This window comes from Paenibacillus sp. S33 (assembly GCF_053615415.1).
On record NZ_JBSIEZ010000001.1, the window covers coordinates 2,503,302 to 2,528,419 of the forward strand.

General features: G+C 47.5%; 12 protein-coding genes. 8 read left to right on the forward strand and 4 right to left on the reverse strand.

What is annotated here, in order from left to right:
* The first annotated feature begins 143 nt into the window (after positions 1–143).
* From ACWGXJ_RS11605 to ACWGXJ_RS11615, 3 genes are all read left to right on the forward strand, one after another.
* The gene (locus ACWGXJ_RS11605; RefSeq protein ID WP_452566776.1) at positions 144–11,357 is read left to right on the forward strand and encodes an amino acid adenylation domain-containing protein; all 11,214 of its coding nucleotides are present in this window, start codon (positions 144–146) and stop codon (positions 11,355–11,357) included.
* Positions 11,358–11,622: 265 nt separating this feature from the next.
* Complete coding sequence (locus ACWGXJ_RS11610; RefSeq protein ID WP_452566777.1) at positions 11,623–13,524, forward strand: serine hydrolase domain-containing protein; 1,902 nt, start codon at positions 11,623–11,625, stop codon at positions 13,522–13,524.
* Positions 13,525–13,623: 99 nt separating this feature from the next.
* Positions 13,624–16,659 carry an endonuclease gene (locus tag ACWGXJ_RS11615; protein WP_452566778.1) on the forward strand — a complete coding sequence of 1,012 codons (3,036 nt, stop codon included), beginning with the start codon at positions 13,624–13,626 and terminating at the stop codon, positions 16,657–16,659.
* Between the two features lie 241 nt (positions 16,660–16,900).
* Here ACWGXJ_RS11615 and ACWGXJ_RS11620 read toward each other — a convergent pair whose 3' ends face one another.
* On the reverse strand, positions 16,901–17,248 hold the full coding sequence (locus tag ACWGXJ_RS11620; RefSeq protein WP_025721144.1) for a hypothetical protein: 348 nt from the start codon (positions 17,246–17,248) through the stop codon (positions 16,901–16,903).
* A gap of 366 nt (positions 17,249–17,614) precedes the next feature.
* On the opposite strand from ACWGXJ_RS11620, the gene greA reads away from it, so the two are divergent.
* Positions 17,615–18,094, forward strand: a complete 480-nt coding sequence (gene greA, locus ACWGXJ_RS11625) for a transcription elongation factor GreA (RefSeq protein ID WP_013310174.1) — start codon at positions 17,615–17,617, stop codon at positions 18,092–18,094.
* Positions 18,095–18,225: 131 nt separating this feature from the next.
* Here the strand turns inward: greA and ACWGXJ_RS11630 are convergent, their stop codons facing one another.
* Both ACWGXJ_RS11630 and ACWGXJ_RS11635 read right to left on the reverse strand, forming a co-directional pair.
* Positions 18,226–18,765 (reverse strand): transcription repressor NadR, encoded by a 540-nt coding sequence (locus tag ACWGXJ_RS11630; protein WP_039274627.1) that lies wholly within the window; start codon positions 18,763–18,765, stop codon positions 18,226–18,228.
* Positions 18,762–19,916 (reverse strand): IscS subfamily cysteine desulfurase, encoded by a 1,155-nt coding sequence (locus ACWGXJ_RS11635; RefSeq protein ID WP_250261466.1) that lies wholly within the window; start codon positions 19,914–19,916, stop codon positions 18,762–18,764. The genes ACWGXJ_RS11630 and ACWGXJ_RS11635 overlap by 4 nt, the downstream gene beginning before the upstream one ends.
* 166 nt (positions 19,917–20,082) lie before the next feature.
* Here ACWGXJ_RS11635 and nadA point away from each other — a divergent pair, with 166 nt between their 5' ends.
* Positions 20,083–21,189 carry a quinolinate synthase NadA gene (nadA, locus tag ACWGXJ_RS11640; protein ID WP_061830132.1) on the forward strand — a complete coding sequence of 369 codons (1,107 nt, stop codon included), beginning with the start codon at positions 20,083–20,085 and terminating at the stop codon, positions 21,187–21,189.
* A gap of 43 nt (positions 21,190–21,232) precedes the next feature.
* Here the strand turns inward: nadA and ACWGXJ_RS11645 are convergent, their stop codons facing one another.
* Positions 21,233–22,588 (reverse strand): outer membrane protein assembly factor BamB family protein, encoded by a 1,356-nt coding sequence (locus ACWGXJ_RS11645; protein ID WP_452566779.1) that lies wholly within the window; start codon positions 22,586–22,588, stop codon positions 21,233–21,235.
* Between the two features lie 223 nt (positions 22,589–22,811).
* On the opposite strand from ACWGXJ_RS11645, the gene ACWGXJ_RS11650 reads away from it, so the two are divergent.
* The 3 genes from ACWGXJ_RS11650 (at position 22,812) to ACWGXJ_RS11660 (ending at position 25,090) form a co-directional block, all read left to right on the forward strand.
* Positions 22,812–23,141 carry a hypothetical protein gene (locus ACWGXJ_RS11650; protein WP_223830783.1) on the forward strand — a complete coding sequence of 110 codons (330 nt, stop codon included), beginning with the start codon at positions 22,812–22,814 and terminating at the stop codon, positions 23,139–23,141.
* On the forward strand, positions 23,107–23,940 hold the full coding sequence (gene yidC, locus ACWGXJ_RS11655) for a membrane protein insertase YidC (RefSeq protein ID WP_452566780.1): 834 nt from the start codon (positions 23,107–23,109) through the stop codon (positions 23,938–23,940). The genes ACWGXJ_RS11650 and yidC overlap by 35 nt, the downstream gene beginning before the upstream one ends.
* Positions 23,941–24,415: 475 nt before the next feature.
* Complete coding sequence (locus ACWGXJ_RS11660) at positions 24,416–25,090, forward strand: phosphatase PAP2 family protein (protein ID WP_341161562.1); 675 nt, start codon at positions 24,416–24,418, stop codon at positions 25,088–25,090.
* The last annotated feature ends 28 nt before the right edge of the window (positions 25,091–25,118 follow it).

Sequence of the window (25,118 nt, forward strand, 5' to 3'; positions counted from 1 at the left end):
AATTCACTTTGCGTGTGCAGAGGGCGGCGGCTTGTCCGACTGCCCTTGCCTGCAAAGTATTCTTTTTCTGACACAACGCTCATGTACGTAACAACGCACCATCCAACCGGGGGAACAGGCCCCGAGAAGCAGGAGGGATGTCATTGAAAGCCTTATTTGAGAAGGAAAAAAATTACTGGAGTCATAAACTGGAATCTGAGGATCATATCATCTGCCTACCCTACACCAACCAGGTGTCCGGAAGTACAACTGCAACAAGTTTAAATTCCCATACGTACACACTCACATTTCCATCTGAAATTTCCCAAAGAATATCATCTATAACAGGTGGCGCTCCATGGGCCGTGTTTATGGTCCTGCTTGCTGGAGTAGAGAGCTTATTGCATAAATACACATGTGAGGAACGTGTGCTGCTGGGCATTCCGGTAGCCAAGTCTAGCAACGGTGCTACAAAGCCGATCAACCATCTGCTTTTATTGAAAAATACGCTGGATTCCAGCACAACCTTCAAAGCCTTGCTGTCTCAAATCAAAACCTCTGTCGGCGAAGCTATTGAACATCAAAACATTCCTTTTTGGAACTATTCTGAATTACTTGACATTCAACGTAATGAGGATGGAAAGCCTCTTATTCACACCACAGTATCCTTGCAAAATATTCATATTTCTGATTTTTTGAATCACGTACAATCTGAACTAGATCTCCAGTTTCAATGGGAACATGAAGCGGTCTCCCTGAACGTAAAGTATAATAGCAACCGTTATAGCGAGACGACGATTGAGCACTTTGTTGAGCAGCTTCTGCGGCTGTACACTATTGTTTTGCAGCAGCCAGAGTTGGCAATTTCCACAACACAAGTGCTGTCAGAGCAAGAAGTAGAGCAGCTGGTCCATACCTTCAACGATACAAATGTGGATTATCCACGTCATGCGTCTATTCATGAATTGTTCGAGAAACAGGCGAAGCAGGCACCACAGCAGGTGGCGGTAGTGTGTGGGCAAGATAGCCTAACCTATGCAGAATTGAATGAAAAGGCCAACCGACTGGCTCATTCTTTACGTAAGCAGGGAATCCGCACCGAGCAGACGGTCGGCATTGTAGCTGAACGCTCGATTGAGATGATTGTCGGTATGCTCGGAATTCTCAAAGCAGGTGGAGCATATGTACCCATTGATTCTGATTACCCGGATGAGCGTGTACGCTATTTGCTGAAGGATTCCGGTGCGGACATACTGCTCGTGCAGCGAATGGAACATCGGCCCACTGATTTTAAGGGAAGGGTGCTTGACCTTAGCGATGCTGCAATTTATGGAACGGATGATGCTGATCGTTATGATCCCATTTTGCCGAATGATCACGGAACGAATACTGATCCGGGATACGTGGACTGCCTAGATCCGTTCTACTCCATTTCCGCCAGTCCCGAACTTGCTTCTACGACAACCATACAACCAGAAAACATGCAACCCAAAGCTACGCAATCAGAACAAGCAAAACAAATACAGCACGCTTATGCAGCTGAAGAACAACCGAAAGCGAGCGCAGCTGGTCGCTTGGCCTATATTATGTACACCTCAGGGACTACAGGCCAGCCCAAAGGGGTTATGGTGGAGCACCGTAATGTCGTGCGTTTGGTGACAAACACAAATTATGCACGCTTGAATGCCGACACGCGCATTTTGCAGACCGGGTCTGTTGTCTTTGACGCGTCCACCTTCGAAATTTGGGGTGCGTTATTGAACGGTGGACAGCTGGTGCTGGTGAGTCAGGATGTTATTTTGGACGCGCCCAAGCTCAAGGAAGTTGTTCGCAATCACGGCATTACCACGATGTGGCTGACCGCACCACTCTTTAATCAGCTATCCCAGCAGGATTTGGAACTATTTGAGGGGATGCGGGAGCTATTGGTTGGTGGTGATGTGCTGTCCGTACCGCATATTAACCGGGTATTGGAGGCCCATCCGAATCTACATATCATTAACGGCTACGGTCCGACGGAAAATACGACCTTTTCCACCACACATGCCATTACCGGCGTTCAATCGGCATCTGTGCCCATTGGTAGCCCGATCCATAACTCGACGGCATATGTCGTGGACGGTTCGATGCAGCTCCAGCCTGTTGGAGCGTGGGGAGAACTGATTGTCGGCGGTGACGGGGTGGCTCGCGGATACCGCAACCGCCCAGAACTGACGACCGAAAAGTTCATTGACAGTCCGTTCCGTGGCGGCGAACGCTGCTATCGAACAGGGGACCTGGTGCGTTGGAATGCGGACGGGACGCTGGAATATAAGGGACGAATCGACGCGCAGGTGAAAATTCGAGGTTACCGGATTGAGCTGGGCGAGGTGGAAGCACAGCTGTTGAAGCTGGAGGCAGTCCGAGAAGCTGTTGTAATTGCACATGAAGATGAGCAGGGGCAAAAGCTGCTCTGCGCATATGTGGTCACCCATGCGGAAGTAGCGACAAGTGAGCTGCGTAGTGCTTTGAGCCAGGAGCTACCGGGCTACATGGTACCGTCGTATTTTGTGCAGCTGGAGCAATTGCCACTGACGCCCAATGGCAAGGTGGATCGCCGAGCGTTGCCACAACCAGAGGGAGGTGTAAGCTCAGGCGCAGAATATGTACCTCCTCAAAATCAATTACAAGCACAACTGGCTAGCATCTGGAAAGATGTGCTGGAGCTTGAGCGCATTGGGATTAAGGATAACTTTTTTGAGGCAGGAGGACATTCCCTGCGGGCGACACATGTCATATCACTCATCTATAAGGAATTGCATAAAAATGTGCAGCTAAAGGATCTGTTCCAGCATCCAACAATTGAACAGCTGGCGCAGGTTATTGAAGCACTGGAGCAAACCACCTATGAATCCATCCCTGTTACGGAGAATAAGCCATTTTATGCGGTTTCTTCAGCCCAGAAACGGATGTATATCCTCAATCAGCTTGATGGAGCGGGAATTAGCTATAACATACCTGGTGCCCTGACTCTGACCGGTTCACTTGATCACAAGGCACTGGATAACGCGTTCCGTCAGCTTATTGACCGCCATGAAACATTGCGCACAAGTTTTGAGACCATGAACGGTGAACCTGTCCAGCGAGTACATGACGAGGTTCCTTTTTGCATGGAATTGACCTATGCTCACGGAGCTGCCCCAAAGGAAACGGATGAGCTGGTACGTAACTTTGTCCAACCATTCGATCTGGGGCAGGCCCCGTTATTCCGAGTTGGTTTGATTGAAACAGACCCAGAGCATTATATTTTGCTGATGGACATGCATCATATCATTTCGGACGGCACCTCTATAAATGTACTAATTCAGGACTTTATTCATTTATATGCAGGCGACACGCTGCCATCGCTACGCATTCAGTATAAAGACTACGCCGCTTGGCAACAGAAGCAGCAGCAAAGTGAACGCTACCGGGAACAGGAAAACTACTGGCTCAATACCTTCGCAGGAGAGCTACCTGTGCTTGATCTACCGACTGATTATCCACGCCCAGCGGTGAGAAGCTTTGAAGGAGATGTGCTGGAATTTACGCTTGACCAACGACAAAGCAAAGGCTTAAAAAGCATTGCGGTGCAGACGGAATCGACATTATATATGGTGCTGTTGGCTGCCTATTCGGCTTTGCTTAGCCACTATAGCGGGCAGGAGGATATTATTGTCGGTTCGCCAATTGCAGGGCGGCCTCATGCGGATCTTGGCAGTCTGATCGGGATGTTCGTGAATACACTGGCAATCCGTAATTATCCAGAAGGCGGGAAAACGTTCCGCGATTATGTGTTGGAGGTCAAGGAAAACGCGTTAAAGGCTTTTGAACATCAGGATTATCCGTTTGAAGAGCTGGTGGAGAAGCTGGGCGTAGATCGAGATTTAAGCCGTAATCCGTTATTTGATACCATGTTTGCACTACAAAACATAGAGCAAAAAGAGCAGCAGCTGGCGGGGCTGCAATTGGCATCTTATCCAAGTGAGCAAACGACGGCCAAATTTGATTTGAGTCTGTTCGCAGTGGAGGATGAAGAACAAATTTCCTGCGCTCTTCAATACGGAACTCGGCTGTACAAACGGGAAACCATTGAACGACTGACTGAACATTTGCAGCAGCTTATCAATGCGGTTATAAAACAGCCGGATATCGCTCTTTCGGCTATAGAAATGGTTTCGGCCCAAGAAAAAGAGCTGCTTGTGCAGAGATTCAATGATACGGTAGCAGACTATCCGTATCCACGAGATCAAGCACTGCATGTGCTGTTCGAGGAACAGGTAGCGCAATCACCAGATCGGCTGGCCATCACCTTTGCGGACATGCAGCTTACCTACCGCGAGCTGAATGAACGTGCCGACCGTCTGGCACGCATACTCGCTTCCCATGGGATACAGCGCGGGTCCGAGCCAGAGACACAGCGAGTAGGGATTATGGCTGAACGCTCCATTGAAATGGTCGTCGGTATGCTGGCGATTTTGAAGGTCGGAGGGGCTTACGTTCCCATTGATCCTGATTATCCTGAAGAGCGTATCCGTTATTTACTGGAGGATTCCAGTGCGGGGCTGTTACTGTTACAGCGACGTGAGCAGATTCCTTTTGAACCCGGCATTCCGGTCATCGATTTGAGTGATGTACAGCGATGCAATAGCAAATCTGAATGTGACGCTCAGACGGATGGAACAATTGCGATTACAACAGGGGGATCTTCCTCCGATCTTGCGTACGTGATCTACACCTCTGGTACGACAGGCAAGCCGAAAGGCGTGATGATTGAGCACCGTAATGTCGTGCGCCTAGTGAAAAACAAAAGCTATGCCATGCTTGATGAAAATACACGTATGCTGCAATTGGGCGCAGTTGTGTTCGATGCCTCCACATATGAAATCTGGGGAACGCTGCTGAACGGGGGACAACTGTATGTGGTAAGCCATGACACTATTCTGGATGCCTCCAAGCTCAAACAGGCAATTGACAAGTATCGTGTTAACACGATGTTCATGACTACGGCTTTATTCAATCAGTATTCGCAGCAAGAAATCGGAGTGTTTGCGTCCTTGAAGGAGTTGCTCGTGGGTGGTGATGTGTTGTCTGTACCACACGTCAATCGTGTGTTGAAGGAGTACCCGCAGCTTCGCCTGGCCAATATTTATGGTCCGACGGAGAACACCACCTTTTCCACCATCTATGACATTACAGAACCGCAAACCCAGGCTATTCCCATTGGACGTCCAATTGATCACTCGACCGCTTATGTGGTCAATCGTTCGTTGAAGCTGCAACCTATCGGGGCCTGGGGAGAGCTGATCGTCGGTGGCGACGGTGTTGGGCGAGGATATCTGAATCGGCCCGAGCTTACGGCGGAAAAATTTATTGAAAGTCCATTCCGGTCTGGAGAATATTGCTATCGTACAGGAGACTTAGTGCGTTGGCGTGCTGATGGTGTACTGGAGTACAAGGGAAGAATGGATGAACAGGTCAAAATTCGCGGCTACCGCATCGAACTGGGTGAAATTGAAACCCGTTTGTCCACGATTCCAGGTGTGAAGGAATCGGTTGTTACCGTGCGGCAGGACGATCACGGACAAAAACAGCTGTGTGCCTATTTTGCAACAGACAGTGAATTGAGCGCCAGCGACTTACGTAGCATTTTGTCGCAGGATCTGCCTGGCTATATGGTGCCGTCCTACTTTGTGCAGCTCTCCAGACTGCCTTTGACGCTGAATGGCAAAGTAGACCGCAGGGCACTGCCCGCACCTGAGCACAATCTCGATACAGGTATGGATTATGTGGCACCCGAGACGGATGTCCAACAGGCACTGGCTACGGCTTGGGGAGCCATTCTTGGTATCCCGAAAGTCGGAATACAGGATAACTTTTTCCATTTGGGTGGTGACTCCATCAAGGCCATCCAAGTATCGTCCCGCTTGTTTCAGGTCGGATACAAGCTGGAAATGAAGGACTTGTTCAAATACCCGACAATTGCGGGACTAAGCACATATATTCAGCCTGTTAACCGAATAGCCGAGCAGGGCGAGGTTACAGGAAATGTAGTGCTTACACCGATTCAGCGCTGGTTTTTTGAACAGCCAACGGAAGAACCACACTATTTTAACCAATCTGTCATGCTCTATCGTCAGGAAGGCTATGACGAACAGGCACTACGGCGGGCGCTCCATCAGATTACTTCGCACCATGATGCATTGCGTATGGTTTTTAGTTTGTCGGAGAACGGATGTACAGCATGGAACCGCAATGTAGAGGAAGGCGAACCGTACCATCTGGAATGCTTTGACTATAATGACAGCGATGTAAACAAGCAAGATTTGGCGAAGATAATTGAAGCGAAATGTAATGAAATTCAATCTGGTATTTCCCTAAGCGAAGGTCCGCTGATGAGACTGGGGCTGTTCCGTTGCCCAGATGGAGATCATCTGCTGGTCGTGATTCATCATTTGGTTGTAGACGGGGTATCCTGGCGCATTTTATTCGAGGATTTGGCGACTGCTTATGATCAAGCCTCCAAGGGTGAACAGGTGATTCAGCTGCCTCATAAAACAGATTCGTTCCAAACATGGGCCGAGCAGCTGCACGCTTATGCCAACAGTCCAGCTATGGAACATGAGCGAGCGTATTGGGGGAAACTTGCACAAGCGGAACTGGCTTCTTTGCCGCAGGATTATGGGCATAACGAGCACGAAAAGCCATTGATTGGCGATAGTGAGTCGGTTACTGCTTTGTGGACACATGCAGAGACAGAGCAGCTGCTCAAGCAGGCCAATCGTGCCTACCGTACAGAAATTAATGACCTGTTGTTGACGGCGGTAGGAATGGCATTGCAAGCATGGAGTGGAAATGATCGTTTCCTGATAAATCTAGAGGGACATGGACGTGAAGCCATTTTACCAGAGGTGGACATTACTCGAACGATAGGGTGGTTTACAAGCCAATATCCTGTTTTGCTCGATATGCCGGAAGAACTGGCACTTTCGCAACGGATTAAGCGTGTGAAGGAAGGACTGCGTGGCATTCCGCAAAAAGGGATTGGCTACGGTGTACTGAAATATTTATCCGACCGTCAGACACAGGCACCGGAGGCATCTCCAGCCATATTTACGACAGATCCCGAAATCAGCTTTAACTATTTGGGACAGTTCGATCAGGATATGAAAGGGAACGACTTGCAATCATCCTCATATGAGGGTGGGATGCCGCTGAGCCCGACCATGGCTCGAACGTATACGCTGGATTTTGGCGGCATTATTTCGGGAGGCCAACTGGGTCTGACGATTAGCTATAGTCGTACCAGCTATAGACCGGAGACCATCGAGCGATTGGCGAAATTCCTGGAATCGAGCCTGCGTGAAATTTTGGCGCATTGCATCCATAAAGAACACCCGGAGCTTACCCCAAGTGATATTTCTTATAAAGGAATGAGTGTGGAGGGGTTGGACAGCCTCTTATCTGAAATGGGTGCTGCGGGTGAGATCGACAATGTATATGCACTGACCCCCATGCAGAAAGGGATGCTGTTTCACAGCCAGCTAGATAGTCAAGCAGCTGCGAATGACGCATATTTTGAGCAGGTTTCTTATGATATGCGAGGTCAGATGGACATTCGGGCTTTTGCAGAAAGCCTGAATATTCTGGTTCGGCGACATGAGGCGCTGCGTACACATTTTTATTTTGGCAGAGATACGGAACCGTTGCAGGTGGTGTATCGAAATCGGGATTGCGGCTTTCAATATGAAGATTTACACCATCTGGATGAGGATGAAATAGATACCTGGGTGAAAAATTTCAAGCTACAAGATAAAGCACGGGGCTTTGATCTGCGTCGGGATGTCCTGCTGCGTGTAGCGATTTTACGTACCGGAGAAGACAGCTATCATTTTGTATGGAGCTTCCATCATATCGTCATGGACGGCTGGTGCCTGTCCCTTATAAATAAAGAAGTGTTTGAAAGCTATGCAGCACTTCAGGAGGGCAGAGTACCAGAGCTGGCACCGGCAGTGCCGTACAGCCGCTTTATTGAATGGCTGGAAGCACAGGATGCCAAGGCGGCAACCGACTACTGGAGCAGCTATTTATCTGGATATGAGCAGCAAACAGCATTACCAGCTGTAAAATCCGGTCGCAAAAGTGGAGGCAACACGGCTAGTGATTGGGTGACGGTTTTGGAACGTGAGTTGACCCTCCGGGTGGAGGAGACGGCTAAGCGATATCAGGTGACCATGAATACGTTATTACAAACCGTCTGGGGGATTGTGCTGCAAAAATATAACAACCACAGTGATGTCGTATTTGGTAGTGTCGTCTCAGGCCGTCCATCGGATATTATCGGGATAGAGGATATTATCGGCTTGTTCATTAATACCATTCCAGTTCGCATTCTTAGTGAGGTAGGGGAATCTTTTGCAGAAGTTATGAAGAAAACACAGGAGCAGGCGCTGGCTTCTCATGCGTATGATACGTATCCACTGTTTGAGATTCAGGCATTGACCGACCAGAAACAGGATTTAATTAACCATATTATGGTGTTTGAAAATTATCCGGTAGATGAGCAGGTCGAAGAACTGGGAAGTGACGGGCAGGATACATTCCCGATTTCCAACGTGGTGGCTGCAGAGCAGACTAACTATGATCTGAGCTTAGTCGTTATGCCGGGAGAATGCATCAAGATTCGTTTTATGTATAATGCGTTAAGTTATGATCAAACAGGCATTAAGCGTCTGCATGGGCATTTTGTGAATCTGTTGGAGCAAGTTTTGCTTAACCCGAATGTTTGCGTAGAAGAGCTGGAACTGGTTACAGCGGCGGAAAAACAACAAATTACAGGAGAGTTTAATGACACTGTCTCTGCATATCCAAGCAATCACACGATCCAAAAACTGTTTGAGGAGCAGGCAGAGCGCACGCCGGATCATATTGCTGTAGCTTTGGGTCATCAATCATTGACCTATCGAGAACTCAATGAGACAGCCAACCGTTTAGCGCATACGCTACGTGAGGCAGGGGTGAAATCCGATGAACCTGTTGGCATTTTGACGGAGCGCTCACTGGACATGATTACGGGAACACTCGCTATTTTGAAGGCTGGAGGCGCGTATGTGCCGGTAGACCCTCAATATCCGGAGGACCGTATCCGTTATATGCTGGAGGACTCGGGAGCTAAGCTGCTGCTGGCTCAGCAGGATTTACTGGATCGTTGCTATTTTGACGGACAGATTGTCAATCTGAATGAGGATACGTCCTACAGTGCAGATGCTTCCAATCTGGGTATAGATGGAGCGGGTAATCATGCTGCTTATGTTATTTATACCTCAGGTTCAACAGGTAAGCCTAAGGGTGTCGTAGTTGAGCATCAAAGTGTCGTGCGCCTTGTCCGCAATACGGATTATGTGCCATTTGATGAATCGACCCGAATGCTGCAGACTTGCGCGTTTGTATTTGATGTATCTACGTTTGAAATTTGGGGTGCGCTACTGAATGGTGGTCAGCTTGTTCTTGTGCATAAGGATGATCTATTGGACGCGGCCAAGCTTAAAGAGACGATACGGTATCATCGCGTCACCATGATGTGGCTGACCACACCGTTATTTAATCAGCTTTCACAGCAGGATAGTAAACTTTTCGGCGATGTGAAGTATTTGTTGGTTGGTGGTGATGTTTTGTCTGCACCCCATATTAACCGGGTCCTGCGCGATAATCCGGACATGAACATCATTAACGGCTATGGGCCAACGGAAAACACAACCTTTTCGACGACGTATCACATTACGGAAGAACAGCTGGATTCTGTGCCGATCGGACGGCCCATCTGCAATTCGACGGCGTATGTTGTAGATTCGTCATTTAACCTGCAACCGGTCGGAGCTTGGGGTGAGCTGGTCGTCGGCGGAGACGGAGTTGCACGTGGTTATCTAAATCGTCCTGAGCTGACGGCTGAGAGATTTCTTGCTAACCCGTGGAGGGATGGAGATCGCCTGTACTGTACGGGAGACCTTGTTCGCTGGCGTGAAGACGGCATACTGGAATACGCTGGACGGATTGATCAACAGGTTAAAATTCGCGGTTACCGGATTGAGCTGGGTGAGGTGGAGGCGCGGCTGGCAAGTGTACCGTCCGTGCGGGATAGCGTGGTTATTGCTTTGCGGGATGGAGCAGGTCAGCAGCAATTATGTGCTTACTTTACTGCTGATGAACAGCTGACCATCCGTGAGATTCGAGCTGCGATGTCGGCCAGTCTGCCGAGCTATATGATTCCATCCGCATTTGTACAGCTGGATCGGTTTCCGCTGACGACAAACGGCAAAATCGACCGCAAAGCTTTACCTGTGCCGGACAAAGGGCTGCACACGGGTATAGAATATGTCGCACCGCGAACCGATGTGGAGCAGTTGCTGGCATCCATTTGGCAGGAAGTGCTTGAAATTCCACAAGTGGGTATCCATGATGACTTTTTCACGTTGGGTGGACATTCCTTGAAAGTACTGGAGCTTATACGCAAGGTTCACCTTGCCACAGACATTGAGCTTCCCATCCGTAGTGTTATGGACTTCCCGACTATAGAAGAGCAGGCGCTCACATTATTGAAAGCCGATCTGGAATACAAGGCCGATAGTCCAATCATTCGATTGAATGAACACGGTCCGATCTCCATCTTCTGCTTTCCTCCTATGCTTGGATACGGGCTGTCGTTCGCGGAGCTGGCGAAACAACTGGATCAGGACGCAGTCGTGTATGGATTGGAGTTCGTGGATGATGCTGCGGATGAGCAGGCCATGCTGGCACGTTACGTTGATTTGATCGTCAGCACGCAAGCGCAAGGTCCGTATGTGCTGCTTGGTTATTCTATAGGTGGTAATCTGGCGCATAAGGTTGCTGACACACTGGAACGTCAAGGTCATGCTGTATCCGATATTTTTATGCTCGATTCGGTCAAAAGGGCGGAAGCCCTGGCCTTCACAGTTGAAGAAACAGAGCATGAAATTCATGACATGCTGGAACAGGTTCCCGACTCCTACCGTGAGCTGTTGAATGAAACGTACCAACGTAAAATGATCGCTTACGCGGTGTATGGCAACCAGCTTGTGAATACAGAGAGCGTTCAGGCGAATATTCACGGCTTTGTCGCCGTTGGATCGGAAACGGTGAGGGGTACAGGAGATAATCGACTTTTATGGAAAGACGCTACACAAGGTAGCTATGAAGAGCATAGCTTGATTGGTAATCATTATGAACTACTGGAACCCGGATTTATCGAGGAAAATGTAAAAAGTATCCGTTCCACAATACAAAAGATAACTCGGAACACGGACAAAGACATGACACAAGATTTGGCACATCATAAATCTTGAAAATCTATGGTCGGTGATGCAACGAACGGAATCACTAATTTTTAATCTGTAACACATGAATCCTGATCGACAGGTAAGAAGCCTTCTGCTTACACGATTCGATCAGGATTCGCTTTATCATGTGCACTCCCGCGATGGGAAGTGCGATGATTCCATAGCGCCATGCTGATGGCTTCCATACGGAGTATAAATATCTGCTCGCTATGCAATCACCGCACGGTTCAAATCATTAAATCAACTTCATACGTAAGGATGGTACTTCAATATGAAGAATAAAGGCATTTGCTACCTATCCGCATTTTTAGCAGCGTTGTTTCTCTGGAACCTGCTCATTGCTTCGGCATGGGCAACAGACAGCATAACACCTGATTCATTGGAAAAAACAGTGGACGATATCATGAATACAGAATTGGAAAAATTGCATATTCCGGGGGCTGCGGTCGTCGTGACCCAAGAAAACCAAATCCTTTTTAGTAAAGGCTATGGATATGCAGATCTGGAGCGGAAAGTGGCATTCGATCCAGCGAAGACCATTGTTCGTGTCGGCTCTCTAACCAAATCATTTAGTGCAAGCGCCACGATGCAGCTGGTTGAGCAAAACAAGCTTGATTTGAATGAAGACGTGAACAGCTATCTCCACAGCTATAAAACTACGCAATACCAAAATCAGCCTGTCAATTTGCATCAGCTTTTGACACATACCTCAGGATTGGATGAAGCGCTGTACGACATTAACAGCTCGACTCGGGCAGGCGTTTTGCCCACAGAGCAGTATCTCAGCACGTATTTTCAAAATCAGCCTCCCATCCGCAAACCTGGAATTCAGTATGATTACAGCAATGTCGCCTACGGTCTGATCGGTAATATCGTGGAGCAAGTAAGCGGTCAGAGACTGAATGATTACCTCCGTACACATCTGTTCCAGCCGATGAATATGCCCAGCGCGACGCTGGAATTGCCGTTAAATCATCCGGCACTGGCCCAATCGTATCAGTGGAAGGATGGAGCGTATTTGAAACAGCCTTTGTCATATATCAATCTGCCGGGAGCAGGAGCGTTGAACGTCACACCCAACGAGTTTTCCCATTATCTGATCACTCATTTAAACCAGGGCAAGTATGAGGGCAAAGTGGTGCTCCAGCCACATACGGTAAAAGTGATGCATGCGCAGCAATTTGCAGTCGATGCACGCCTGGATGGCGTAGGCTACGGATTTTTCCGTGGTCAATTGGAGACGGGAGTACCTATGCTGTGGGCTACCGGGGAAATTGATGATTTTATTTCCGAAATGGTACTGATTCCGTCGCAAAAGATTGGTATTTTTGTGATCATTAATTCAGCTGACACGGACACCCTGCTTCATGGAAAAGTCATCCATGCGATAGCCCAAATGCTGCCCTCAGAGCCGAAGGCCGTTTCGCAGTCACTAGCTCGTTCTTCCACTCAAGTGAAGCTTTCGCCAGAGATTGAGGGCGTATATCAGGTGGATTCTAATCCTGTTCATGGGTGGGGAAAATGGATTCGGATACTAGGAAACATTACATACACCGTGCGAATTCAAGATGATCATACGTTAATTGTTAAAGGAAAATACCCAAATGAGAATGAAGCAACAGACAAAGTTTTTCAAGCAGCAGGCGATGGATTGTTTGTGGAAAAGGGGGGCCAGCTTAAAATTTTGCTGTATCAGGAAAACGGTACGTGGATGATGGTTGCCCCGGATAGTAAGACCATGAAGCAGACGACACTTTGGCACCGTACCTGGACTCTGCTTGTCAGCTACGCTGCCGCCTCCTTATTTTTCATCACGACCTTGCTGATTTGGATCGTAAGATATGTGATCAGAGATATCCGTAAAACGAATAATCACATTTCGTCCAACCTTGCATTCATTGCGTCACTAAATACGATTTTTCTCGGGGTGCAGGTCATCTATGGTAACAATCAGATCGTGTATGGCTATTCCGCGTGGTATATCTGGGGAATTTGCACGCTGCCACTCATTTCAGCACTCATTGCCGTGTGGGTATTAATCGTGAATGGCGCAAAGCTGATTACAGGGGAAAGAAGAACCCGGGCTGCCGGGAAAATCCTATTTGCGGTACTCACCTTGCTGCATACGATATATCTTTTTTATTGGAATTTCCTTCCTATTCATTATTCCTAAAGATTTACAAAACAATGCATATTCGAACATAAATGAATGCTAAAATTTGTATCTGATGCCCCCCAGAGGGGCTTTAAACCAACAAACAGGAGGAAAATAATGGGAATCTTTCGTCGTTTTACATCCCGTAGCTTCAAATACGCAACTGCTATGGTTTTCACTTTATCGTTGTACGTTGGTGTTGCGGGCAGCATGCAACCGGCACGGGCAGAAGGTCCGGCGGACCCAGCCCCCTTCATTGCAGCGAAAGTGGTCAATGAGAACGCTGGTAAAAAAGTGCTGTTTGATAATACACATGGACAGACAGCTGGCGCAGCAGATTGGGTGATTGATGGTGGATTTTCAGACTTTGGCCAAGCCCTCGCGAGTAATGGCTATGATGTACACGAGCTTCGCCAATCTACGCCTATTACTTACAATGATCTAAAAAATTATGATGTATTTGTTACGGCAGAGCCGAATATTCCTTTTAAACAGAGCGAGCAGGCTGCAATGGAGCAGTATGTAAAAGCAGGCAATAGTATTTTTTTCATTGGAGATCATTATAACGCGGACCGAAACAAGAATCGCTGGGACGGATCGGAGAGCATTAATGGCTATCGTCGTGGTGCATGGGAAGACCCTGCGAAGGGAATGAGTGCGGAAGAAAAAAGCTCGGCAGCAATGCAGGGCGTAGTCAGCTCAGATTGGCTGGGCAGCCAGTTTGGTGTGCGCTTTCGCTACAATGCATTAGGCGATATCACGGCCAATCAGATTGTCGAGCCAGCGCAGGCGTTCGGCATTACAGCTGGAGTGAGCAATGTCGCAATGCATGCAGGATCAACACTCGCAATTATCGACCCAGCGAAAGCCAAGGGAATCGTATATCTTCCTAAAACCAATCAGGCTTGGGGCAACGCGGTAGATCAGGGCGTTTATAACGGAGGCGGCATTCCGGAAGGACCTTATGCAGCTGTATCGAAAGTAGGGCTAGGCAAAGCTGCTTTCATTGGGGACTCGTCTCCTGTCGAAGATGCAACGCCAAAATATTTGCGCGAAGAGACAGGAACCAAGAAGACAACGTATGACGGCTTTAAGGAGCAGGATGACGCTGTGTTACTGGTCAATATCGTAGACTGGTTGTCCAAGAAGGAGGAGTATAGCAGCCTGACGGAAGTGAAAAGCTTACAGCTAGACCAGCCGACGGCATTACTGCCTTTTGAAGAGCCACAGACTTCCACGGAACCACAAGCCGAGCCTTGGTCCGCTCCCGCAGCCGGCTACAACTGGTGGGATCAGCGAACATTCAAAGCAGGGTCCTATGGCGGATCTACAGCCAGTGCGCAACCAGTGTACAGCATCGTTCGTCAAGAGCAGCTGCCCAATGCACAGCCTTTTCAAATTCGGGTTACTGCCGACCAACTGGCTCCTAACAGCACGATTAGCGGATTCAGCACAGGTATTTATGTTGCAGGCGGCAATCAAGTAGCCCAAATTCAAAATCCGGATGGAAGCTGGCCGACCTCTTACGGCTATAGCGGAACATTTAGCCTGGAGTCCAACGGCAAAGGCCATGCCTATAAGGACTTGACGGTGCGGATCAAGCCGGGAACCAGTGGTTCAGCTAATCTTAGACTGAGGCAAAACGGCAGCAATCTGCTGACCCAATCCGTCGTGCTGGCTGATGTCCCGGCCCAGCCGTTGCCTGAGGAAGGCAATACGGTTCCAGCTCGTATCAGTGTCGCAGAAGCACGGAATCTCCCGGCTGGCAAAGTCGTGACCTTAGAGGGTGTTGTGACGACAGAACCAGGTGCATTCGGTGGTCAAGCCTTTTACATGCAGGATGTAAGTGGCGGTATTTATGTATATCAGAACCAAAGCGGCTTTCACCAAGGGGATCGAGTAAAGCTTACAGCAAGCTTGGCACTGTATAATAGTGAGCTAGAGTTAACCGATCCAGTGGCAATTGAAAAAACGGGAGAAGGACAACTTCCGGAAGCTGTACAAGTCACCGAACTCAGTGATGCGAACCAAGGACAGTTGGTTGAGCTTCCTACGGCAATGATTCGTAATGTGATAGACGCCACTCCCGTAGGTTCGTTTGAATTTGATGCAGTATCTGGTGAAGTAAGTCACCATGTGCGCGTCGATGCACGTACAGGCTTAACTCGGACATCTTTTCCATATCAAGAAGGACAGCAAGTGAAGCTGAAGGGAATTTCGGCGATTTTCAAAGGGAATTATCAGTTAAAACCGCGTGGACTGGATGATTTTTCATCTCAGACAGGCGCAGCTTTGCAGGAAGTAGAGCTTTCAATGGATCAAACGACCCTCAACATTGGGGATACGGCAGCGACACATCTCAAGGGTACGCTGACAGATGGCAGCGAAGCTGATTTAAGCCGCGCTTCTGTTCAGTATATCAGCAGTCATGAATCCGTTTCGCTGGATACGTATGGAGAACTTAAGGCCCTAAAAGAGGGGAGCGCGGGGATTACAGCCAGCGTCACCTTGGACGGTAAAACGGTCGTATCCAATCCTGTAACCGTTAGAGTCGAAAAGACTGCTGTAGGTGAAGTGCCGGGTAAGCCTGTGCTGTCGCATGATAACGGGCAGGACACCGGGCTGAAGGATGGCAACTACAACATCACCATGAATCTGTGGTGGGGTACGAATGGTGATGAACTCAAGTTGTACGAAAACGACAAGCTGATTGGCACCCAATCGTTGCAAGCCGCTTCCCCTGGAGCACAGCATGCAGTCATTCCTGTTACAGGCAAGACCAATGGTATCTACACGTATACTGCAGAACTGATCAACGCTTCTGGTAAAACGACCAGCGATCCGTTAACTGTCGAAGTGACCGATGCTTCCCCTGGCATTCCAGTGCTGTCTCATGACAATTGGGACGGTGACGGCACCTACACCCTTACAATGAACATGTGGTGGGGCACGAATGCGACAAAATACAACTTATATGAAAATGGAGAACTGATCGATGCCCAGGATTTTCCAAGCCAAAGCCCGCAGGCCCAAAGTGCAGTCACCAACATCCAAAATCAAAAGCCGGGTACATATGAGTATCGGGCCGAGTTAGTCAATGCTTCAGGAGAAGTTTCTAGTCAAACGATAAGCGTAGAAGTAAAAGGACATTAAGTAGAAATGATGGGCCGTTAAAAAGTAAGAGCATCTATTGACCTCGTGAGAGTCTATAGATGCTTTTTTATTTTTTTCGAAGTGGGAATTATCATTTTAGGATTGGGTTGGCGAAGCGGAAAGTCCCTCTATATCTGAGGAGCCATAGAAGAACATGGCAACTAGAATCACAATAATGACAACCTCTGCAAAATATTCTCCATCAAACTCACTCACCGCATAAGTCTCCTTTCGCCACTTGTTAATTATTTATTTTCTGTGAAAAGGCTTGTATCACCTGGTCCAGTGTCATATTCCCGTTATCATTTAAAAATTTCACCATATTATCGACATTGGATGGAGTGGATGCTAGTGTTTTGTATTTTCCTGTGAGTCCTAAAAACAATGTTGCTTGTCTGTATAAAGTCACGGAATCGACGTTTAGTTTTCCTGTTAGTAGGAGGGCTGCCACGAGGACCTCCACATTTTTTCCTTGAAGCGCAGAAAAGATAGCCGAATTACTGTTTAATCCGTTTTTCTTTTGACCGTTGAGGGGGGATTTGGATTTACGATTCCCGTTCCCATTACCATTCTTTCCTAAGGAAGCCATTGAATCTTCCTCCCGCCATATACTGCTCCTGCCTGGTTTTCACAAAATTCGAGACAAGGACAGCGGCACTCCATGTGCTCATCAATATACGTTATGATCATACGATATGCGAATAAGAGAGCATTGGTTACTATAAGAATCATCCTGGCTGAAGGCAGTTGGCTACTGTTATCCAGTAATTTATTTCGCATGTTGGTCCGATTTAGAGTACACTACAATAAAGCAAGCCAAATGAGCATTTGCATAAATCCCAGGAGCGTTTTCAATCAGCAATGTTTAGACTGAAACGGTTTAGTTCGTTTATTGTATTTTTGAGCGTTGAATTGGACTTAAGCAAAATGCTGAAATAGGAGTTGTAGATAAAATATGTCGAATGAAGAAGTATTGTTAACTAAAGAGGGATTGGCCAAGCTGGAGGATGAGCTTAAGGAACTGAAGACCGTAAAACGCAAGGAGCTAGCCGAACGCCTTAAGTTGGCTATCAGCTACGGCGATTTGAAAGAAAATAGTGAGTATCACTCAGCCAAGGACGATCAAGCGTTTATGGAAACCCGCATTCTCATATTGGAGAAGATGCTGACCAAAGCCCGGGTCGTGGATGAGAGTAATTTAGACCTTAGAACCGTTAGTATCGGATCGACTGTCATTCTGAATGACATCGAATTTTCAGAGAAGATGGAATACAAAATTGTAAGTCCTGCTGAGGCGGATGTTCTTGATAACAAAATTTCCTATGAAAGTCCTTTAGGTAAGGCACTTTTGGGAAAAGAAGTGGGCAGTATCATTCATGTGGATGCACCCATGGCTGTAATTAAATATGAGCTGCTTGAAATTAAGCTCACATAGTTCATTCCCGATTCCCTTATATGAGGGGGCCGGGATTTTTTATTTCTCGCTGCCTACAATACCGTCCATGTGGAGCACAGTTGCACTCCACATACTGGACAGGATTTTCTTTACTCCGCTAGCGCACTAAGTTAGTCCGTCATTAGGAAGCCTGCTTGCTCCAATGCAGCGCAGGCATCATTAATTTTATCTTCATCCGAGGCATTCAAGGTGTGCAGGTGGATGCCTCCCGTCAGCTGGGACAAATAAGTGGCCTGGGTGGAGCTGATTTTACGGATAAAATCGTCCACTTCCTTGCGAGTGCCAACCCGTATCGGAGCAGTCAGATCCCCGTATACCGGATGCTCAACAATAACATCCTGCACACTTACACCGTAGTCCACAATCAGCTTTAGTTCCTCTTCTGTCTGTTCAGGTCGATGTTTACACACAATAATACGTGAGGCTAAGGGAGTTGCCTGACTCGCAGGCTCCATATAAATGTATCCTTGACTTGTTGCAAGGATAGGCTCTTGGCTTGCTTTTAACAGGGAAATATCCTGTACAATTACTTGTCGGGAGACGGAGGATCTGCGCGCCAGTTCGCTCCCGGTCAGTGGTGATTCGCTCTTGAGCCACAATAGTAGCTGTTCGCGGCGATCCGTACCTGACCGTTTTAAAGATTCAGTCAACGGGATAAGCTCCTTTCTTTTCGATGCGTCAGGTCTGTCAAAATATCTACCAATACATTCAATTCCTCGATGGTGGTCGTTCTTCCGAAAGAAACACGGATAAATTGTAACGCTTCACGGCCGGATGCTCCAAGCGCCTGTAAGGCAGGCGAAGGATCGTGGTGTCCGGCAGCACATGCGCTTCCAGTTGATATACAGACACCTTTGCGATTACATTCCAGCATAACATATTGTCCCTCGTAACCGTGAAAAAAACATCCTACGATATGATGAAGCACTGCTTTATTCTCGCTTTCCTGTACGGCCCAACGTAACGGAATGGATCTTTCCTGAATTTTCGTAATAAAGTGTCTTCTCAGGGTAGTATATCGCTCCTGATGCGACTCCATCTGTTCGGTCATCATTTCTGCCGCCGCGACAAAGGCTGCAATCCCGGGAACATTAACCGTTCCAGGACGAAATCCGTTTTCATGTAGTGTATCAGGGTACACGGGACGCCACGGGGTTCCGGGTTTGAGATATGCAGCACCGACACCTTTGGGGCCATACACTTTATGGCTTGATACAGAGAGTGCATCTACTCCCATGGATTCTACATCTACGCGAATATTCCCAAATGTCTGTACCGCATCACTGTGCAGCAAGATACCCCGTTCGCGTAGCAGGGGAGATAAGGCAGCAAGGTCCTGAACCAGTCCCGTTTCCGAATTAGCGTGTTGTACGGAGACAAGTCCGGTGTCTTCTCTCAGGTGAGGTAAAAGAGTTTCGCGAGTCATCCGTCCTTCCCGATCGGGTTGCACAATGGTCAGTTCATAGCCCTGACGTTCCAGCAAAGTAGCAAGGTTGTACATCGAGTGGTGTTCCAAAGCGCTCATGATCCAATGCTTTTTATGCTGCGGCAACCCGTTCAGGATCGATTGCACAACCAACATATTGGATTCTGTTCCCCCTGTTGTAAAATAGATGCCTTCCTTTTGCCCGCCAATCATATTTGCTATTCGTTGCCTGCTGTAATCTAGCGTATAGGCTGCTTGACCGCCCGCATCATGGAGACTGCTGGCATTTCCGAACATTTCCTTATTTAATACGTTATACATATTTAAAGCTTCGCCACACATAGGTGTGGAAGCGGCATAGTCCAGATAAATCACACCAAATCCTCCCTGCTTAAAAATAATTCCATTCAAAAACTCTTGAGATTATTGTAAGCATGTGTAAATATAAGTGTCAAGACACTTGTAAACATGTATGTACACAAAGCGGTTATCTGTTCGTGAGAGCGGGAACGATCAGCCGCATCGATATGGAGGGATTCTAATGTCTATGCTTGACGTTTTACAAGGAAATCGAGGGCTTATGCCAGAGCATTATAAGACACTGACGGTTGCTGACATGGAGCAGCGAGTGGCCGAGCTGAAACAAAAATGGGGACCCAAGCTGCTCATACCGGGCCATCACTATCAAAAGGACGAGGTTATTCAGTTTGCTGATATAACAGGAGATTCTCTACAGCTTGCTCAATTGGCTGCACAAAATCAGGAAGCAGAGTTTATTGTATTTTGTGGGGTACATTTTATGGCGGAGACAGCGGATATGCTGACTACTGATCGACAGACTGTTGTCCTGCCGGATATGCGTGCAGGCTGCTCGATGGCAGATATGGCGAATGTGGAGCAGACAGAACGAGCATGGAAGAATTTGCAGGAGTTGGTAGGAGATACGATCATTCCGTTAACGTATGTAAATTCCACAGCAGAGATCAAAGCCTTTGTAGGACGGCATGGCGGGGCTACCGTGACTTCTTCGAATGCTAAGCAAGTGCTGGAGTGGGCGCTGAAGCAAAAGGAACGTATTTTGTTTTTGCCGGATCAGCATTTAGGTCGCAATACAGCTTACGATCTTGGAATTCCGCTAAATGAAATGGCCGTGTGGAATCCAATGACCGATCAGCTTGAGACTGAACAGGACCCGGCAACTGTAAAAATTATTTTATGGAAAGGACATTGCTCTGTTCATGAAAAGTTTACAGTAGATCACATTCGCAATGTCCGCGAGCGTGATAAGAACATCCGGGTCATCGTTCACCCCGAATGCTCTTATGAGGTCGTACAGCTCGCAGATTGCGCGGGCTCCACAAAATTCATCATCGATACCATTCGCGCGGCAGAGCCGGGAACCCAATGGGCTGTTGGCACAGAAATGAATCTCGTGCAACGAATCAAGCAGCAGTACCCTGAACAGCAGATTGAATCGCTCAATCCCGATATGTGTCCCTGTCTGACCATGAACCGGATCGATCTTCCCCATTTGCTGTGGGCAATGGAGCAGTTTGATCGGGGTGAGCCTGTGGGTGTGATTCGTGTGGATGCTCAGATCAGACAGGATGCTGTACTAGCATTGAATCGTATGCTTGCTATCCGTTAACCTTTTGCTGTTCCAGCGAGAATGCTGCTTGAAATCTTTGGCCTTATTTTAAAGAAGCAGGGAGCTTGACGCCAAGCAGACGGTTTCTGCTTTGAATAAATATCATTCCACCGGATTTGAGCGTTGGACCGAAGGAGCGTGAGCCTGTGTTGACAGCAAACACGGGCTTTAAGCTCATCAAATCATAGCCATGAAATACGCCATCTGATTGCCCGACGTAGACTCCTTTACCGAATACGTCAGCTTGAACGGTCGGATTATCGCCGTCGTAATGAATGAATTGACCTGAGGACAGCTTCATAGCAGTCAGTCTGGATGTACTAAAATCTTGGTAGAACATGCGACCTTCATGAATAGACAATAAAGGAACAAGTTGATCATAGCCATTTTGCGCCCACTTGCGAGCAGGTTTGCTGTCTGGCTTGTAGTTCCAAAAATCATAGGAAGCTAGTGTCTCTCCCTGAAAGACATAAAGATCTTTGCCGTACAAAAAAGCAGAACCATATACACCTCCAGATCGGTAGACACCGTCTTTATTTTCAGGCTCGGTCCAGCGGTACTGACGATCTCCTTTGGATTTACCTGTCTTGAGGTCGTACTGTGCGATCGTAACTTTATGGTTTACCGGGTCATCATCAATCATAAACGTGTTGGCTACAGAGTATACGATTCCGTCTTTAACCGCCAGTGGAAAGGAAGTTCTAAAGCTGTCCCAAAGCTTTTTGCCGGTTTTAGCGTCATAGGCATTAATCTGTTCAAAGGTCAGGCTGCCTTGTACATTATAGTTGCGGATAAGCACACCGTCAGTTTCCATTATTTCGCCCAAACCACTGTATGAGTTCTTATCCTCACTGATTTTCCACTTCACCTTGCCACTGACAGCATCAATGGCAGCCGTTTGCACCGATTGCATAATATATATAGTCGGACCAATGCGCTGAATACGATATGCTTCAGTAAATCCCAGCGGAGTGGACCACACTTTCTTGCCAGCTTCTGTAACGGCATAGATAGAACCGCTTCGTGTCATTCCGTAGATGATACCTTTGTTGTACGTTAAATCAGGGGTAAGCTGATCACCATATTGCCACAATTTCCGTCCCGAGTTGGCCTCAAGGGCAACCAGTCTGTGGTTAGGATCAACCGCGAACACCTTACCGTTTTCCGCTATTGTTACCGCCTGATCTGGATATCGGTTTCTATCGATTGGGATAACGGGAAAAGACCAGGAAGGTTTGATCACAGGTGCTTGGATTGAGGTGCTATAAGCGCCGTTACTCATAGAGACCGCAGACGGCTCTGCACTTGCCTTTTCAGCGAATCCACCGCTGATCAAGGGCAACCCAATGCTGGCTACCGCCAATCCTGTAAACAATGTGCTATGTATCGTTTTTCTCATACGCGCTGGCTCCTTTAATGGTTAATAGGGGAGTAAGGATTTCAGAAAGTCACCTTTGATTAGACTGTAAAAAAAACCAAAAGTTTCAATTTGTATTTGTATTTTGGTTGTTTTGAGCATAAATACTTAAATTCAGTTGCTTGTGATCCAACCTGTATCTCTAATTAAAGATTAGTCGCTTGTCCGGTTTTCGTGCTATAATTGTGGCAACCAACCGAAGGAGGTGAATCCCTTGTTTGAGCTTCAGGACCTACTCCCTTATTTATTTACAATCGGCTTACTGTGCACAGTGACTTATACGTATCTCGCTCATTTGCACGGCAATGTACCCGAATGCTGGGTCGAAGGCGGGCCCGTAAGGTCTCATGCTTCTCCACAGATGCCGATGTCTGCCCGTGGACAGGACATGCCTGTCCGGCTGGCCCGACATATCCGGCGTAAGGAAGCGCCGGATGAAGATGCATCCGATTGTTCTCCCTCGTTGAACGATGGCACAGCCAATCAACGAGGAGGAACATATGAAACGATTCAAGGGATTCACCTTTTGGGGTAAAAAAGAACGGATATTTGGATTAATGGTAGTGTTGGCGGTGGTCATGCTGCTGTCTGGTTGTGGTGCGAATGCTGCGGAGATAAATGCACAGACACCGGGATTTTTTAATCATTACGTGGTGTTCCCGCTTTCTTGGCTTATTCAGCAATTGGCGCAATGGTTTGGTGGAAGCTTTGGGCTGGCGATTATGACTTTGACATTTATTGTCCGGCTGGCCTTACTTCCTCTTATGATGCGTCAAACGCGTGCCCAGCAGGGGATGAAGCGCAAGATGAGCGCCATGCAGCCCGATTTGGACCGAATTAAGAAGAAGTATGAAAACAAAAAAGATGCCGCCAGCCAGCAGAGTATGCAGCAGGAAATGATGTCGCTTTACAAAGAGCATCAATTCAATCCGCTTAATATCGGTTGTCTGCCTATTCTCATTCAGCTCCCGATCTTGAGCGGTATGTACACTGCAATCCGCTTAACCCCGGAGCTCGCATCTCACTCTTTCCTATGGTTCCGGCTCGGACAGCCGGACTGGATTTTGGCAATCGTCGTCGCAGTTGTATACTTGGCACAGGCCAAGCTTTCTCAGCTTCAGATGACGCCTGACCAGCGCAAGCAATTTGCGATCATGGGCTATCTTTCACCGATTATGATGGCGATCTTTTCCTTTAATGCCCCTGCTGCCATGCCATTATATTGGACAGTAAGCGGCACCTTTTTGCTGCTTCAGTCGCTGTGGTTCCGCAGACGCTATCCAATAGAGGAAGCAGAGAGTAAGGTTAAAATTGGAGAAGTCACACCAACCTAATTAGAAGATCATGTTTGTTTAACTTGGGAATTGCGCTTGTAGTTGTCACGTGTAATCTTAGGATGTCATTCGAGCCGTTTATAAGGCTTGAATGGCGTCCTTTTTTGCTGCTGCTTTTTTCGCTACATTCCGCTTGCGATTTTGTAGTCAATATGAAATCCTTATATTATAAAGTGATACTAAAGTTGGGAGAGGCTAGTATGAGAAGTCCAACCACATCCATAGAATGGAATGATAATCAAATAAGGGAGGACGGATGCTATTGCATGAGAAGATTAGGCTCTCAACTCATTCAACGTTGCATGGAAGACGCTGTTACGTTGGTAAAAAGGGAGTGGCAGTGGTTACCAACAGGGAGGCACCTAATTCTTTTAATGAAATGATAAGAGAAAAGTGGGCAAAGTAAGACCTATATGTAAGCTAATGCTGAACTTTGTTTTATCACGCAATGAACATTATGGAGGAACTATAGAAAATGAAGCAAACATCAACAAAGCTGCCCATTTCCTTGGCTTTGCTCACATGTATAGTATGTGCATTCGGTTTTGGCTTAGTCGCATTATGGGTGAGTGACCATCAAGTTCGGCATTTTGACCAGGAAATTATTTCGGCTATTGGACAACTAGAGTCGCCCGCCATGACCCGTCTAATGAAATTTTTTACCATGATCGGCAGTGGGATTCCAGTTGTGATCATCATTTTAATTGCCATGTTCGTGCTCTATAGAGTATTGGGACATCGCAGAGAACTGCTTTTTTTGGCGGCTGGTATATTGGGATCGGTAATGCTGAATACGATACTAAAATTGCTTTTTCAGCGTGCGAGACCGGAGATTAACCGTATTATTGAAGAGAATGGATACAGCTTTCCAAGCGGACATTCCATGACAGCTTTCAGCATGTATGCGGCGCTGACATTTTTAGTGTGGAAGCATGTTCCTTCTAGGCTGGGGCGTATCCTTCTTATTGTACTCAGCAGCCTGCTGATTGTAGCAATCGGGACGAGCCGCATTTATTTGGGCGTACATTATCCGAGCGACGTTGTGGGTGGCTATTTTATGAGTGGCTGCTGGATGGCGGCTTGTATTTGGTTTTATCAGCGGTACGAAGAACGACGAATGCTGCCACTTCGCTCCAAATCGACAGCATAACGGGTAGCATAAATAATAAAGCTTATAA

What these genes read in the sequence shown, in the direction of transcription:
- ACWGXJ_RS11610 (WP_452566777.1), top strand. Translation starts at nt 11,623, where the DNA reads ATGAAGAATAAAGGCATTTGCTACCTATCCGCATTTTTAGCAGCGTTG.
- ACWGXJ_RS11615 (WP_452566778.1), top strand. Translation starts at nt 13,624, where the DNA reads ATGGGAATCTTTCGTCGTTTTACATCCCGTAGCTTCAAATACGCAACT.
- ACWGXJ_RS11620 (WP_025721144.1), bottom strand. Translation starts at nt 17,248, where the DNA reads ATGGCTTCCTTAGGAAAGAATGGTAATGGGAACGGGAATCGTAAATCC.
- greA (WP_013310174.1), top strand. Translation starts at nt 17,615, where the DNA reads ATGTCGAATGAAGAAGTATTGTTAACTAAAGAGGGATTGGCCAAGCTG.
- nadA (WP_061830132.1), top strand. Translation starts at nt 20,083, where the DNA reads ATGTCTATGCTTGACGTTTTACAAGGAAATCGAGGGCTTATGCCAGAG.
- ACWGXJ_RS11645 (WP_452566779.1), bottom strand. Translation starts at nt 22,588, where the DNA reads ATGAGAAAAACGATACATAGCACATTGTTTACAGGATTGGCGGTAGCC.
- yidC (WP_452566780.1), top strand. Translation starts at nt 23,107, where the DNA reads ATGAAACGATTCAAGGGATTCACCTTTTGGGGTAAAAAAGAACGGATA.
- ACWGXJ_RS11660 (WP_341161562.1), top strand. Translation starts at nt 24,416, where the DNA reads ATGAAGCAAACATCAACAAAGCTGCCCATTTCCTTGGCTTTGCTCACA.